At 46.8% G+C, this 14,117-nt stretch carries 12 protein-coding genes; all 12 read left to right on the top strand.

All coding sequences use genetic code 11. The features are described 5' to 3' along the window. Window positions 1-93: 93 nt before the first annotated feature. The 12 genes from ccsA (at window position 94) to V1L65_RS00285 (ending at window position 14,104) form a co-directional block, all read left to right on the top strand. Complete coding sequence (gene ccsA, locus V1L65_RS00340; protein WP_331697052.1) at window positions 94-906, top strand: cytochrome c biogenesis protein CcsA; 813 nt, start codon at window positions 94-96, stop codon at window positions 904-906. Between the two features lie 22 nt (window positions 907-928). After that, window positions 929-1,903 (top strand): hydroxymethylbilane synthase, encoded by a 975-nt coding sequence (hemC, locus tag V1L65_RS00335; RefSeq protein ID WP_331697051.1) that lies wholly within the window; start codon window positions 929-931, stop codon window positions 1,901-1,903. Next, window positions 1,881-2,792 carry a uroporphyrinogen-III synthase gene (locus V1L65_RS00330; protein WP_331697050.1) on the top strand — a complete coding sequence of 304 codons (912 nt, stop codon included), beginning with the start codon at window positions 1,881-1,883 and terminating at the stop codon, window positions 2,790-2,792. The genes hemC and V1L65_RS00330 overlap by 23 nt, the downstream gene beginning before the upstream one ends. A 1-nt stretch (window position 2,793) precedes the next feature. After that, a complete protein-coding gene (hemB, locus tag V1L65_RS00325; protein WP_331697049.1) occupies window positions 2,794-3,792 on the top strand; it encodes a porphobilinogen synthase in 999 nt (332 codons plus the stop codon). A 1-nt stretch (window position 3,793) separates the two neighbouring features. Beyond that, a complete protein-coding gene (hemL, locus tag V1L65_RS00320) occupies window positions 3,794-5,098 on the top strand; it encodes a glutamate-1-semialdehyde 2,1-aminomutase (RefSeq protein WP_331697048.1) in 1,305 nt (434 codons plus the stop codon). 103 nt (window positions 5,099-5,201) lie between these two features. Beyond that, a complete protein-coding gene (locus tag V1L65_RS00315; protein ID WP_331697047.1) occupies window positions 5,202-6,179 on the top strand; it encodes an RluA family pseudouridine synthase in 978 nt (325 codons plus the stop codon). A 100-nt stretch (window positions 6,180-6,279) separates the two neighbouring features. Beyond that, window positions 6,280-7,710: a LysM peptidoglycan-binding domain-containing protein gene (locus tag V1L65_RS00310; protein WP_331697046.1), complete on the top strand. Its 1,431-nt coding sequence runs from the start codon at window positions 6,280-6,282 to the stop codon at window positions 7,708-7,710. 192 nt (window positions 7,711-7,902) lie between these two features. Further along, window positions 7,903-9,273 carry an extracellular solute-binding protein gene (locus tag V1L65_RS00305; protein ID WP_331697045.1) on the top strand — a complete coding sequence of 457 codons (1,371 nt, stop codon included), beginning with the start codon at window positions 7,903-7,905 and terminating at the stop codon, window positions 9,271-9,273. Between the two features lie 83 nt (window positions 9,274-9,356). Next, the gene (locus V1L65_RS00300) at window positions 9,357-10,250 is read left to right on the top strand and encodes a carbohydrate ABC transporter permease (RefSeq protein ID WP_331697044.1); all 894 of its coding nucleotides are present in this window, start codon (window positions 9,357-9,359) and stop codon (window positions 10,248-10,250) included. Window positions 10,251-10,325: 75 nt separating this feature from the next. Further along, a complete protein-coding gene (locus tag V1L65_RS00295; protein WP_442955658.1) occupies window positions 10,326-11,138 on the top strand; it encodes a carbohydrate ABC transporter permease in 813 nt (270 codons plus the stop codon). 9 nt (window positions 11,139-11,147) lie between these two features. Then, on the top strand, window positions 11,148-12,935 hold the full coding sequence (locus tag V1L65_RS00290; protein ID WP_331697042.1) for a cache domain-containing sensor histidine kinase: 1,788 nt from the start codon (window positions 11,148-11,150) through the stop codon (window positions 12,933-12,935). Further along, a complete protein-coding gene (locus V1L65_RS00285) occupies window positions 12,932-14,104 on the top strand; it encodes a response regulator (protein ID WP_331697041.1) in 1,173 nt (390 codons plus the stop codon). The genes V1L65_RS00290 and V1L65_RS00285 overlap by 4 nt, the downstream gene beginning before the upstream one ends. The last annotated feature ends 13 nt before the right edge of the window (window positions 14,105-14,117 follow it).

The raw sequence follows: 14,117 nt of genomic DNA, 5'->3' as shown, positions 1-14,117 counted from the left end.
CGGAAACGCGCCTCCTTTGTTAAAGAGAAGGACAGCGTAGCCGTTTATCCTTGGGGGCATCTACGGATAAGCATGCTGTAAGGTGGAGGGAGTATGGGATCTGCAAATTGGATGTATGATGCAATGCTTTATGTATATGCCCTGAGCCTTCTGTTCTATTTTTCCGATTTTGTTGATGCTAATCGGAAAGCTAAGCGGATAGGTACAGGGCTCCTTATTTTTGTATGGCTGCTGCAAACCGGCTATTTATTTATTCAGCTGCTGCGGCATGATGAAGCATTACAAATCAATCCATTTGAGTATTCATTAGTTTTTTCATGGTTTCTAGTAACGGTGTCATTAATTATTAATCGGTTTTTTTATATAGATTTAATCGTTTTTTTCGTCAACGCCGTAGGCTTTGCTGTGCTCGCGTTGAACTTTTACAGCAATCCAAGAGGCAGCCAGCGGTTCGAGCTGTGGCAGACAACGAAAGAGATGCTGTATGTACATATCAGTTTAGTGCTTGCCGCATATGCATCTCTGACGATTGGAGCTTTGCTTGCGGGCATGTATATGTTTTTGCATAATCGCTTGAAAAATAAAAAGTGGTCCAAAATGATGCGCCGCTTTCCGAGTCTGGATACGATTGACCGATATATGGAGCGCTCAGTCATTATAGGGGTGCCGCTCCTGACAATGTCGCTGGCCGTTGCGGTTACCTCGCTGCTTGTAGAAGGCCGGGCGATGTATTTGCTTGATTGGAAGGTACTTGCTTCCTTCGCAGGGCTTATCCTTTATGTGCGCTACATTTATTTGCGTGCTGTAAACGCGATGACAGGTCTGCAATTGTCAAAGCTTTTTCTGGTCGGATACGGCTTGCTAATCGTCAATGTAGTAACAGATTCCTTTTCATCGTTCCATTAATTTAAATAGGAGGCAGTTTGTGATGACTAGTGTAGATCATGTACAGCGAGTAATAAAAGTTGGGACTAGACAAAGCTCATTAGCTTTGACGCAAACCGGCCAGGTTATCGATCAGCTGCAGCAAATTTGCGAGCAACACGGCTTAAACTATACGTTCGAAATTCATAAAATTGTAACCAAGGGAGACCGCATCCTCGATGTGACGCTGTCGAAGGTAGGTGGCAAAGGGTTGTTTGTAAAGGAAATTGAACAGGCGCTGCTGGACGGTGTTATTGATTTGGCTGTTCACAGCATGAAGGATATGCCCTATGAGCAGCCTGCAGGCTTAATGAACGGCGCTACTCCCAAACGGCTGTCTGCACAGGATTGCTTGATTATGCGCAAGGGAAGCAGCTTTGAGGACCTGCCGCCAGGAGCAAAAGTCGGAACTAGCAGCTTGAGGCGTTCCTGTCAGCTTAAACATGCAAGACCTGATCTGCAGATCCAATTTATTAGAGGCAATATTGATTCCCGCATACGCAAGCTTGAGACGGAAGGCATGGACGCAATCGTGCTGGCAGCCGCAGGACTGACTCGCATGGGCTGGGAGGATCGTATCTCCGCTTTAATTCCAGAGGATATTTGTGTGCCTGCTGTAGGCCAAGGAGCGCTTGGCATTCAATGCCGTGAAGCCGACGGTGCGATTAGGGACCTTCTGCAGCTTCTCAATGATCCAGACACGGATAGAACGGTTAGAGCTGAGCGCAGCTTCCTGGGAACGATGGAAGGCAGCTGCCAGGTGCCAATCGGCGCTAATGCGGTTTTATTCCCAGACACTTCCGCTGCAAATGCAGCACCGATTATTGAGCTCACAGGTATAGTGGGTTCTGCTGACGGCTCCGTCTTGTTAAAGGAAATTCGTCGCGGGCACGATCCGGAGGCACTTGGCCAAGAGGTCGCGAAATTGTTGCTGGCTAACGGTGCCGACCGCATTCTTGAGCAACTTAAGCACGAATAACCCAGCTATCGTTAGGCAACAGTCAGACAGATTTGGCGGTGAGAGTGTGGAAACGGAGAAAAAGGTGCATAGCAACATAGAAAAACCGCTGTTAGACATGCGGATTGTCGTTACTCGAGCACGCTCTCAGTCGCAGCAGTTTATGGAAAGCATTGCGCAGCTTGGCGGCATTCCTTGCGAGCTGCCAGTGATTGATATAAAGAAACCAGATGATGCGGATGTAATCGCCCAGATTAAACAGGCTTTGCTGGCAGCTCCAACTTACGATTGGATTGTTTTTACTAGTGTGAACGGCGTTGAACACTTTATGTATTGGCTGGATGAGATGCAGCTGGAGCTGAAGCGATTCGTTCAGGCCCGCATTGCGGCAGTGGGGCCGAAAACCGCTGAAGCTTTAAAAAAATACGGCCTGCATGTTGAGCAGCTGCCGGATCATTATCATGCGGAAGGCTTATTGGAGCTGCTGCAAGGCCTGGTTCATACTGGACAAAAGGTGCTTTTGCCTAGAGGCAATCTGGCACGCAAAATTTTACCAGACACGTTAAGAAACATTGGTATAGATGCAGTTGAAATTACCGTATATTACACAGTTGCTGCTCAAGCTCATGAGCTTGAGGCGCTGGAGTGGCTTAAGCGGCGGGAGGTAGATATCATTACGTTTGCCAGCTCTTCTGCCGTAAACTATTTTGTTGAAATGCTGCTGCAGAACGGGATAGGCAACCCGTTGCAATTGCTGGAGCATGTGCCCCTTGCAAGCATCGGGCCGCTGACGAGTCAGACGATTCGATTGATAGGTCTTGAAGCAGCCATAGAGGCGGAGCATTCTACGATGCAGCATATGCTGGAGGCTATAGTAAATTATACGAATAAAGCAGGAGAGGATCGTTAAAATGACATTTCCGATAGTAAGAAACCGCCGTTTACGAGGAACATCAGCACTTCGCAATTTAGTAAGGGAGACAGTGCTTACGCCGAATGATTTTATTTATCCCCTGTTTGTGACGCATGGCAGCAATGTAAAAGAGGAAATTCCTTCGATGCCAGGCGTATATCATTATTCGCTTGATCTGCTGGAAGCAGAAATTAAAGAAATTGCAGAGCTTGGCATTCAAGCGATTTTATTATTCGGGGTGCCTGATTATAAAGATGCGGAGGGCAGCTCTGCATTTGCGCAGGACGGTATCGTCCAGCAGGCAGCAAGAGCTATTAAACAATGGGCGCCAGACTTGCTGATTGTTGCAGATACTTGCTTGTGCCAATTTACAGATCATGGCCACTGTGGAGTGATAATAGCGGATAAAGGTACTGGCACGGCTACGGTAGATAATGACCGATCCTTGGAGCTGCTTGTTCGCACCGCAGTTTCCCAAGCGGAAGCAGGCGCTGATATTATCGCTCCATCGAATATGATGGATGGCTTCGTGCAGGCGATAAGAGCAGGATTGGATGCAGCAGGCTTTGAGCATATTCCGATTATGTCCTATTCTGTGAAATATGCTTCCGCTTATTACGGGCCTTTCCGTGAGGCAGCGCATTCGGCACCGCAATTTGGAGATCGCAAAACGTATCAAATGGATCCTGCCAATGTACGGGAAGCGCTTCGCGAGGCGGAGACCGACACGGCTGAAGGAGCAGATATGCTTATGGTTAAGCCGGCCTTAGCCTATATGGACGTTTTGAAGCTGCTGAAGGAGCAATTTGATTTGCCTGTAGTAGCCTATAATGTGAGTGCGGAGTATTCGATGGTGAAAGCTGCTGCTGCTAATGACTGGATTAATGAGCAGGCGGTTGTTCTGGAAACGCTGCTAAGCATGAAGCGCGCCGGAGCAGATATTATTATTACTTACCATGCGAAGGATGCGGTTCGCTGGCTGAGAGGGGAAGCTTAACATGAACAATGAACAAACGCGGGTAAGAAATGATCAGCGTTCAGCTGAAGCATTTGCAAGAGCGAAAAAAGTCATTCCGGGCGGAGTCAACAGCCCTGTGCGCGCTTTCCGTTCAGTAGGCTTGACTCCTGTCTATATGGAGCGCGGCGAGGGCAGCCGTGTCTTTGATATAGACGGCAACAGCTATATTGATTATGTTGCTTCCTGGGGACCGCTTATTATGGGCCACGCTCATCCAGAGGTTGTAGAGGCCATTAAGAAAACAGCTGAAAAAGGAACAAGCTTCGGCGCACCTACAGAGCTGGAAACATTGATGGCTGAGCTTGTGTGCGAGCGCGTGCCTTCAGTTGATATCGTTAGGATGGTTAATTCAGGAACGGAAGCTACGATGAGTGCGCTTAGATTGGCGCGCGGCTATACAAAACGATCGAAAATTATGAAATTTGAAGGCTCCTATCATGGGCATGCGGACAGCTTGCTGATTAAAGCAGGCTCTGGCGTCGCAACATTGGGGCTGCCTGACAGCCCGGGCGTTCCGGAGCAAATTGCGGCCCATACGATTACTGTACCTTACAATGATTTGGCATCGGTCAAGCTTGCTTTTGAAAAATTCGGCGAGGAAATAGCTTGTATTATAGTTGAACCGATAGCAGGCAATATGGGTGTCGTTCCGCCGCTTCCTGGCTTTTTACAGGGGCTTAGAGACATTACGGTACAATATGGCAGCCTGTTAATTTTTGATGAGGTTATGACAGGGTTCCGGGTAGGCTACAGCTGTGCGCAGGGCTTATTTGACATAAAACCGGATCTTACTTGCTTTGGCAAAGTAATCGGCGGCGGGCTTCCGGTTGGAGCATACGGCGGAAAACGCGAGATTATGGAGATGATTGCGCCTAGCGGACCAATCTATCAGGCTGGCACGCTTTCCGGAAATCCGCTTGCAATGGCTGCAGGTTATACAACCTTGAAGCTGTTAACGCCTGCTGTTTATGAACAGCTGGAGCAGCAATCGATGAGACTGGAGCAAGGCTTTAAAAGCAATGCAGCGAAGCATGGCATTGACGCAACAATCAATCGGGTCGGTTCAATGGTTTGCCCGTTTTTCACCGATCAGAAGGTCGTTGATTATGAGACTGCCAAAACATCGAATCTGGAGCAGTTCAAAGCATATTTCTCTTCCATGCTTGATTTGGGAGTAAGTGTGGCGCCGTCTCAATTTGAGGGCATGTTTGTGTCAGCAGTCCACTCTGATGAAGATATAGAAGCTACAATTGCTGCACATAGCGAGGCGCTAAGCAGACTGTAGCCTGTGCTGCTTATAAAGCATATACAAATTGTAAGCAATAATAACTGGCAAGCCTGCGCTACTGATCGGTAGAGCAGGCTTGTTATGCAGTTGGGGGTAAGACATGGATTGGCATATTGCTATTAATCGATCGGGAGAATGGATGGAGCTGGATTGGGAGCTTATTGCAAGGTGGGAAATCGGGAGAGCTTCTGATGCTGATCGCATAACAAAGCAGCTGCCAGAACCGGGAAGTCACGTTCATCTCGTTAAGCAGTGGCTTATAGAAGCAGAATTTTTTCCTGCCAAGTGGATAAATCGTTTGTTTTCTGTAGGCGGAATGAAATGGCGCGGCCATTTTTTGCAATTGCATGCCTTTCCGAAGGTTGATCTGAAGAAGGAGCCGTTGTTCGTAAAGGCTATGCGCGTGCAAGAAAAGCTGCAGATTGAAGTTTTATATGAGGATGATTATTGCCTTGTATTGCTCAAGCCGGTTGGCATGCCGGTTCATGAAGCCAACGAGCGGCAAACAGCCGTGCTCGATATCGCAGCGGCGCAATATGCAATGTCTGGCTGCGAGGAGCCTTTTCCTGTAAGGCATATTCATCGGCTTGACGCCGATACGTCCGGAGCTGTGCTTTATTCTAAAAATGACCTTGCGCAATATCGGCTGGATGAGGCGATGCGGAGCAATCAGGTTGAACGTTATTACATAGCTGCCGTTCATGGCGTGCTGAAAAAAAATAGTGGCGTCATCAAACTGCCTATTGGCAAGGACAGGCATATAAGCGGCAAGAGAAGGGTTGCGCAGGGCGGTGAGATGGCTGTTACGCATTATCAATGCCTGGCAAGAGGAAGCGACTGCTCGCTTGCAGCCTTACAGCTTGAAACGGGCAGAACACATCAAATCAGAGTTCATATGAGTGATATGGGCCATCCTTTAATAGGGGATTCCTTATATGGGGGCGTTGGAAATCTGGGACATCAGGCGCTGCATGCGGAAAGGCTTATTTTTCCTCATCCGATTACAGGTCGGCGTATAAATGTAGAGGCTCCTTGGCCGGATTGGCTTAAAAAATTTGCAGAGCAAATGAAAGACTAACAATTTGATAGGCATGCTTATGACTATTCTACCATATAGATAAGTAGTGGATGTATCCGTTAATTACAATGCATTCAACCTATGGAGGGAGGACTGTAGCGTGTCAGATCAAACAAATGGTCTTCGATTTGATGTTTATGAGCGTGTTCATTTGCCTGAAGATGTAGCGGCGATAGATGAATTGGAGGAAATAGAGCTCATTCCCCGTATTGCAGTTATAGATGAAGGGGAACAAGCCATATTAAGAGGTCAATTGCTGCTGAACGGCGTTTATCGCGGCCAAGAGGAGCAAGACGGCCTATTAGTACTGGAGCATCGCATTCCTGTTGAAATTTCGCTGCCGATGAGCAGGGTCTCTCGTCTTGATGATATATCGATTGATATTGACAATTTCGATGTTGATATATTGTCTGCGCGTACTTTGAATATTACAGGCGTGCTTTCTTTGAAGGGCTTGCTTGTAGAATCATTGGATGAGGAAGAAAATAACTGGAGCGAAGAGGTGTACACAGCTGTACATGAGCGGGCGGATGAAGTACAGCTTCATGCGCAGCAATTCGAATCTTCCCAATATCAACCCCATTTTTCTTCCTACATAGTGCAGGAGGATGAAGAAGAAATATCATACGACCGGTCAAGCGATGAGGATGAAGAGGCCGAGGCTGAGTATGCCGCTGATCACGCGTATGATAGCGAGGAAGATGCTGAACAAGAGCAGGAAGAAGAGGAAGAAGAGGAGCGTCCGGAAGAGCAGCTTGATGAGCAATGGGATAACATTGCCGCTTCTGATTCAGATGAGGAAGAGTGGGAGCAGGAAACGGTAGAGCTCGCAGCAGATGACCGTGAGGAAGCAGCAGAGAATTGGCAAACTGAGGAGCAGGCTAAGTGGCAGGGGCAATGGCAAGCGGAACAGCTTGCTTATCAAGCTTCTGCTGCTGTACTGCGTGATCCGGAAAATGCAGAGCAAAATGAGGAGATTTATGAGGATTCCGATCTAGCTGAGGAGGAAGAAGAAGAACGTCCACAGTATACAGCGGTTGAGCAGGAGGCGTCATTCGAGCAATTGGAGGATACTGCGGAAGAAACAGAGCTTTCTTTTGCGCATAATGAAGCTGTTGTCCCTCGCGAAGAAGCTGCGCCTGAGAAGCAGAGCTTGCAAATTGCCTTTAATGCGAAGCCTGTGAGCGAGTCAGGCGAGGAGCAAAGCGGTTTAGGAATCAGCTCACTGCTGCAATCGAGCAAGAGAGAAAGCGCTGCGCGCAAGGCGGCTGTACAGAGCGATATAGAAGCAGTCGCTGAAGAACAAGAGCGTACAGAAGAACAGGAAGAAGTGGAATGGAAAAAAATGTTTTTAAATAAAAGCGCTTCTGATCAAAGCTTTAAAAAGATCAGGCTATGCATAGTGCAGCGTGAAGAGACGCTGGAACAAATTGCGCTGCGCTACAGTCTTAATCCGCGAGAGATTTTGCAGCACAATCGTCTTTCTGAGCCATCTGTATCCGAAGGGCAAATTATATATATACCTTCATAAGGCATAATGCAAACAGGCTGCCGCCAAGATCGTTATTGAATCTTGGCAGCAGCCTGTTTGTCTTTTGCAGATCAGACCCAATTTACAACGGGCTATCTATAAAAAACAAACATCTCTTCTTAATTAACTTTATTGTTTGCCTCTCCAATCTAAAGCATAATAGCTTCATAATGATTCGAGGGGGAAGATGTTATGGCAAAGGGAAAAATAAAATGGCTGTCTGCAGTGGTTGCGCTTATTATGGCGTTCAGCTTGACTGCTGCATGCGGAGGCGGTACGTCTGATGGAGGAAATAAAGGAAATCAGGGAAATCAAAGTAACCAAGGCGGCACGAGTAATCAAGGGAATAAAGGTAACACCGAGAAAATAACGATTACGTTCCAAAACATTTATCCCGATCCGACCGACCCTAAGTATCAAATGCTGCGTGATATTGTAAGCGAATACGAAGCAGCGAACCAAAACATTAAAATCGAGCTGGATTCTTTAAATACAGACCAGCAGAAGCTCAAGCTGAAAACACAGGCCGCATCGAAGGAAGTGCCTGATATTACAATTGTGAACCCGGCAGCTCAAATGCAGCCGTTCGTAGATGCAGACCTGTTCGCACCGCTTAATGAAATGGTGGAAAAGAACGGCCTTAAGGGAACTTTCCAGGAAGGCATTCTTGACTACTATACCTTCGACGGCAATTTGTATGCTTTGCCAGACGGCAATAATATAGCGATCGTCTATTACAATAAAGAGCTGTTCCAGCAAGCGGGTGTAACGGTGCCGCAAACCTTTGAAGAAATGGTGGAAGCAGTAAAGAAGCTGAAGGCAGCAGGCATTACGCCAATTGCGATCGGTGAAAAGGATACTTGGACGGGATCATTTTTATTCATGAATATATTGCTGCGCACGAATCAAGGACCTGGCTTCCTGAATGCAGTGCTGGATGGCAGCAAAACTTTTGAGGATCCAGCCTTTACGGAAGCCGTTGATGCCTTCCAGTCTCTAGTGCAGGCAGGTGCTTTCCAGGAAGGAGCGACTTCATTCGATTATAATGCGGGCGAGAATTTGTTTAAAACAGGCAAGTCGGCGATGTACTTTATGGGCAGCTGGGCGACTGGCGGCATTGAAACCTCCGAGGTGAATGCGAATGACAATGTCGGTGTATTCAAGTTCCCTACGGTAGGAGGAAAAGGGGACGTCAATGAGTTCATGCTTGCCCCGGGCAGTGCGTTCGCTGTATCGAAAAACAGCAAGCATTTAGCTGAAACGCTTGATTTCCTCAACTTCTTTATGACCAACTATCCGAAAAAAGCTTTTGACGTGAAGGGTGCCGTCGGTGTTGCTCAAAATATTGACGGAGATTTTAAAGCAGCAGGCTACTCAAATATGGCAATGGACGTACTGGGCTTGTTCAAAGATGTGAAGGGCGGCGATCTGGCCTTCGACAATACAATGAATCCGGGTACGGCTCAAGTGCATCTAACGAGCATTCAAAGTCTTTTTGTATCGAAAAAAGATGCAGCGGCTATCGCTAAGGAACATCAGACAGCCTATGAGGAAAACAATTAAACATGGCTAAAGCTAGTTGGAAAGGGGAAGCCCGGCGCTCCTCCTTTCCAGATTGCAAGCAGCTTTGAAAGAGGTGAGATGCCGTGAATGTGCTGAAAGTGTCCCGCTGGACGATTGTGGCATTTGTGCTGCCCTGCTTGTTTGTATACTACTGCCTGGTATTCGTTCCGATCTTAATATCGATCTATAGCGGCATGCTGGATTGGAATGGCATTGGCGCTTCTAAATTTATAGGTTTGGCAAATTTTAATAGAATGCTGACAGCTGATCCAGTTTTTTGGCCTTCTGTCGGCCGGACGTTTATGCTTGCCGGATTTTCTATGCTTATTCAGCTTCCGATTGCGCTCTTTGTCGCTATGTTAATCAGCAGATTTGTACGCAAGCCAAATTTTTTTGTATCGAGCTATTTTCTTCCTGTTATTTTATCTGTAGTCGTCATTGGCCAGCTATGGAAAACGATATATGATCCTGCCTCTATGGGCGGCATGATTAACCAAATACTCATTAAACTCGGTCTGAATGACTGGACGCATGCCTGGCTTACAGAGCCAAAATATGCTATATTCGCGATCATTCTCGTTGCTTTGTGGCAATATTTGGGCTACCACGTACTCATTCAGTTTACTGGCATACAAAATATTCCGGCAGAATTGTATGAAGCCGCTAAAATCGATGGCGCAGAAGGATTCAAGGCCGACCGTTATATTACACTGCCGATGATTGTGCCTATTTTTAAAATTTCAGTCGTGCTTTCCTTTATCGGCTCGCTGCAATCCTTCGATTTAATCATGGTTATGACGGGCGGCGGACCGGCGAATGCAACCGACGTAATTGCAAGCCATATGTATAAAATGTCTTTTCTTTCGCAGAAATACGGTTATGGCAGCGCTGTAGCTTCGTTTTTAGTCATGGTCTGCTTAATCGCTACAGTCGTGATCAATTATTTGTTTAAACGGTTGGAAAAACGTTATGTTTAGAAGGGGGCGCTTGAAATGAGTCGAAATATAAAGACAGCGCCTGCAACCCATCAGCGCAGCCGCAGCTTTTCTGTTATGAAAATAATTATTTTTTTCCTTTTGTCATTATTGCTCGTGACGCAGCTGTATCCGCTGCTATGGCTTTTTCTTTATTCCTTCAAGACAAATGAAGAAATATTATCAGGCAGCTTCTTTGCTTTGCCGGCCAAGTGGCAGTGGCTGAACTACACTGCCGCGATCGAGGGCGGCAGCTACTGGAAGTATTTGTCCAACAGCTTGTTTGTTACTTCGATTACTATGGCAGGCGTGCTGCTTTTGGCTTCGTTGACCGCTTTCGCAATAACCCGATTCAGATGGAAATATGGCCAGCTCGTCCTGCTGCTCTTTTTGCTAGGGATGATGATTCCGCTGCAGAGCACGCTGCTGCCGCTTATGATTATGTTCAGCAATATAGGCATATTAAACACGCATCTTTCACTTATTTTGCCGTATGTTGCATTCCAGATTCCGCTAGCCGTATTTATTCTGAGCGGCTTTATGAGAACGATTCCGCATGAGATAGAAGAATCCGCTATTATGGACGGAGCAGGAGCATTCCGGATCTTTCGGAGCATCGTACTTCCTGTTTCCATCCCGCCGATCATGACGGTTTTGATTTTAACCTTTATTAACATTTGGAATGAATATATTTTGGCTGCGACTTTTATATCATCGGAGCGGCTTAAAACACTTCCTTTCGGGTTATACAGCTTTGTCAGCCAATACTCCGTCAATTATGGAGCGATAGGCGCTTTTCTAGTGCTTGGAGCTTTGCCGGTAATTATTATTTACTTCTTGCTGTCAGAGAAAATTACGAAAGGCATGGTAGCAGGCGCCGTTAAGGGGTAATATGAAAGCATGAAAAATTTTCAATCGATTCATAATCGCTTGTTTCTTATATTTCTGCTTAGCTCGCTAGGACTGCTGGCTATCGTCAGCTTTGCTTATTACCAGCGCGCAACCGATCAAATAAAAGAGAAGGTCGTCACCATTGCCGAGAAAAATATATCGCAGACGGTCGGCCTTTTCGATCTGCTGCTGAAAGGCTATGACAGCGTTACAAAATCTCTGAACAGCAATTATGATTTAATGAGGCTCCTGCAGAATTACACTATTGCGGATACGGTCGAAGCCGTTAATTTGGAGAGACGAATTACTGATAGCATAGGTGCTATTTTTTATTCCCGCAGCGATATATTAGGTATTCATATTGTTACTAACGAAGATAAAGTGTTCAGCTTTGACCGTTCCAATGGAGCCTCAGTCCGGGACTATTCCGAGATGGCCTGGTTTGCGGAGCTGCAGCAATCGACCGGAGAAATGAGATGGCTCGGTGTATACCCTGAATCGTTAATGAGCGGGGGGATACGTCAGCCAGTTTTTGCATTCGGCAGGCAATTATATGAGCTTACCGCATTGAAATCTATCGGAGTCGTTCTGATCGAAACAGATGTAGGAGCGATATACTCAGCGCTGTCGAATGCGAGCCTAGGTCCAGGCAGTTATGTCATCATACAGGACGCATCAGGTCAGGATATTATTCGGACTAGCGAGGATGATACCGAGCTGCCTGCAAACCTTTCCAACAGCTTGCGCGAGGGAAAAATAATAGTACATGGGACCGATCATGCTTTAGTCACTGCTGCCAAGATCGGGATGGCTGAGTGGACGATGCTCGGCGTCACGCCGAGCCGGGAGCTGCAGCTGGAGCTGAAGGAAACGCAGCAATTTTTGCTTACGGTTATATTAGTGCTGGTAGCTGCAGCTACTATTCTAGCAACGCTTGTGTCCCGTTCCTTCTCCTCGCCTTTCAAGAGGCTAATCCAGCAGATGAAACAGGTGGAGCTTGGCAACTTTAAAGGAAGAGTGCATGTCGAATCTTACGGTGAGCTTAATGTTCTAGTAGGCTCATTTAATCGAATGGTAGAGCAGATGGATGAACTGATCGAGCGCATTAAGATGGCCTCGATCAGCGAGAAGCATGCAGAGCTGCAGGCGCTGCAGGCCCAGGTAAACCCTCATTTTCTTTTTAATACGCTCGATATGATTTATTGGATGCTGGATGAGCGCGAGAATGACCGGCTGGGCGGAGTTATTTTGGCGCTGTCGAAAATTTTTCGCTACAGCAGCGACTGGGAAGAAGCATCACGCGTTTCGCTGCAGCAGGAGCTGGAGCAAATCAAGCATTATTTTACAATTATAGAAACTCGGCTTGGCGGACGGGCAAATCTTTATATTGAGGTAGAGGAGCGTTGGCTTAAAACATTAGTTCCCAAAATGATCTTGCAGCCAATCGTTGAAAATGCGGTCAAATATGGACTGGAGCCGCTTAATCGGTCAGGTGTGCTAAGGGTATACTCTAGGCATGCAGCAGGAAAGCTGGAAATTATTGTAGAAGATGACGGCGTCGGCATGGAGCAAGAGACGCTCGAACGGGTTGTTCATTCGCTCGCAGGCAGAGAGAATGCCGAGAAAGCAGGCAATGAACGGGAGGAACGCCGAAGCATTGGTCTGCTTAATGTACATCGGCGCATCAGCCTTATGTTTGGTGAAAGCTATGGGCTGCAAATACAGAGCACGCTTGACAAGGGAACGATTGTTACGGCATCCTTTCCGGTGCTTGACAGAGAGGAGGATAAGCGATGAATATTCTCGTGGTGGACGATGAAAGTGTCATTCGCAACGGAATCGAGAGAACGATCCGCAATCATTTTCCACAGCATCAGGTTTTTATTGCTGCCGGCCCTGCTGAAGCGGTTGAGCTGCTTCAAAAAGCGGCGATTGATCTTGTCCTTACGGATGTATTAATGCCAGGTATGACGGGACTGGAGCTGATCAGCCTGACACGGGGGCGCCTCGCCCATATCAAATGGATTGTTATTTCGGCATACTCAGAATTTGCGTATGCTCAGGAAGCAGTCCGGCTTGGCGCCAAGGATTATTTACTGAAGCCGATCGGGAAAGATAGCCTCATCGAGAAATTAAAAGAAATGGATGAGGAAATCGCTGCAGAAAATAAACGGTTAAAAGAAGTGAAGCTGCTCACGCAAAATTTAAGATTTTTGCGCGAGGCTGTTACGGCTCGCTGGGCGTCCAATCTCGATTTGGGAGGTATCGATATATCACCTATAATCGGAGATCATCCGTATTTTCATCTCATTATGCTGAGGATGGACGGAGAAGCTGATTTAAGATTGGAGCATTTCATTGTCGATAATGTGTTATCTGAGCTGATGGATTGTGCAGGAAAAGGCTTTGTTGCAAGCATAGACAGCAAAAATCTGCTCGGGCTCGTCACATTGCGTGAAGGGGAAGAGCTTGGCAAGCTGATCGAACAGCTGCGGACCCATTTAAAACGCTATTTGAAAATACCATTTCAAGTACTGCATTCCGGCCATATTAATAATATATCGTGCGTTCCTGAGCAGATAAGACTAATGCGCAAGATGTCAGAATCAAAAGTGTATGATCATTATGCAAGCGGCGGTGAAAAGGCGGTTGAGGTCGCACTGCAGTATATCCATACTAATTTTGCAGCAGAGCTGACGCTTGAGAAGGTTGCTTCATTCGTATTTTTAAACCCCGTATATTTCAGTCAGCTGTTTAAGCAGAAGACGGGGCATGGCTTTAAGGATTATGTAACCCAACAGAGGCTTGACCGGGCGATGACACTGCTGCGGGAGTCTGAGCTGAAAATAAGTGAAATAGCAGAGCGAGTCGGTTATCCTGATGTGCGGCATTTCTCGCAAATATTCCGTAAAAAAACAGGTCTCACACCATCGGAGTGCCGTTTGGGCGGCTTAACTTCTTTATGAAAAAATAGTCTTC

This window comes from Paenibacillus sp. IITD108, assembly GCF_036541265.1.
In the GTDB taxonomy this organism is placed as follows: domain Bacteria; phylum Bacillota; class Bacilli; order Paenibacillales; family Paenibacillaceae; genus Pristimantibacillus.
This window is presented reverse-complemented; position numbering and strand designations above follow the sequence as displayed.

Coding starts and splice junctions, on each gene's coding strand:
- ccsA (WP_331697052.1), top strand. CDS start 94: ATGGGATCTGCAAATTGGATGTATGATGCAATGCTTTATGTATATGCC.
- hemC (WP_331697051.1), top strand. CDS start 929: ATGACTAGTGTAGATCATGTACAGCGAGTAATAAAAGTTGGGACTAGA.
- hemB (WP_331697049.1), top strand. CDS start 2,794: ATGACATTTCCGATAGTAAGAAACCGCCGTTTACGAGGAACATCAGCA.
- hemL (WP_331697048.1), top strand. CDS start 3,794: ATGAACAATGAACAAACGCGGGTAAGAAATGATCAGCGTTCAGCTGAA.
- V1L65_RS00315 (WP_331697047.1), top strand. CDS start 5,202: ATGGATTGGCATATTGCTATTAATCGATCGGGAGAATGGATGGAGCTG.
- V1L65_RS00305 (WP_331697045.1), top strand. CDS start 7,903: ATGGCAAAGGGAAAAATAAAATGGCTGTCTGCAGTGGTTGCGCTTATT.
- V1L65_RS00295 (WP_442955658.1), top strand. CDS start 10,326: ATGAAAATAATTATTTTTTTCCTTTTGTCATTATTGCTCGTGACGCAG.
- V1L65_RS00290 (WP_331697042.1), top strand. CDS start 11,148: ATGAAAAATTTTCAATCGATTCATAATCGCTTGTTTCTTATATTTCTG.
- V1L65_RS00285 (WP_331697041.1), top strand. CDS start 12,932: ATGAATATTCTCGTGGTGGACGATGAAAGTGTCATTCGCAACGGAATC.